This window comes from Bradyrhizobium sp. CCBAU 45384 (assembly GCF_028128665.1).
Taxonomy (GTDB): Bacteria; Pseudomonadota; Alphaproteobacteria; order Rhizobiales; family Xanthobacteraceae; genus Bradyrhizobium; species Bradyrhizobium manausense.
Window position 1 is genome coordinate 1 of sequence record NZ_LBIZ01000013.1, and the last position, 272, is coordinate 272.

Below are 272 nucleotides of genomic sequence, written 5' to 3' on the forward strand. Positions count from 1 at the left end.
TGCTTCGGCACCAGGCCAAGCCAAGCCGCGAACTGGCGGCCGTTCTTGAAACAGCTTCTATCGCCCACGGCGGCGATCAAGGCCGTTGCCGTCACAGGTCCGACGCCTTCGATTTTGCCGAGCCGCTGGCACTGCTCATTCGTGCGGAAGATTTCCCTTATCCGCCGGTCATAGGATGCAATGCGGGTATCAAGCTCGGACAACTCCTCTTGCAATTCCCTCATGAGCGCTCGGAGCATCTCGCTGAGGCCGTCATTGATGTTCCCTACGAC

General features: G+C 59.2%; 1 protein-coding gene. It reads right to left on the reverse strand.

Annotated elements, in window-relative coordinates; genetic code table 11:
• Positions 1–272 (reverse strand): transposase (locus tag XH80_RS02780; RefSeq protein WP_442869096.1); only part of this gene is annotated, 272 nt, incomplete at both ends.